This window comes from Mammaliicoccus sp. P-M59, assembly GCF_022386135.1.
GTDB classification, from domain to species: domain Bacteria; phylum Bacillota; class Bacilli; order Staphylococcales; family Staphylococcaceae; genus Mammaliicoccus; species Mammaliicoccus sciuri_A.
On sequence record NZ_JAJNJJ010000044.1, the window covers coordinates 1 to 291 of the forward strand.

1 protein-coding gene is annotated in these 291 nt (G+C 41.6%); it reads right to left on the reverse strand.

Annotation, left to right across the window (positions count from 1 at the left end):
* Window positions 1-291 (reverse strand): G5 domain-containing protein (locus LQ617_RS15915; protein WP_239740798.1); only part of this gene is annotated, 291 nt, incomplete at both ends.

Consider the following 291-nt stretch of genomic DNA (forward strand, 5'->3'; position numbering starts at 1 on the left):
GTTTTCCTGGTACTTCTTCTGTTTCGCCAACTGGTAAGTTTGGATCGAACTCATCTTTATGTCCTGGTGGCACTTCTTCTCCACCATATTCTATGATTTCGTTTGTTGGTGGTGTTGTAATTTCTGTTACTGGCTCACCTTCACCAACTTTTTCGCCTGTTAATGGGTTCTTCGTTGTTGGTGTTGTTGTTGTTTTCTCGCCATCTTTACCTGGTTGTTTCACGCGTTCTGTACCTGGTGGTAAGTCTGGATTAAATTCTCTTGTTGTTTCATATGGAATTGGTTCTTTCG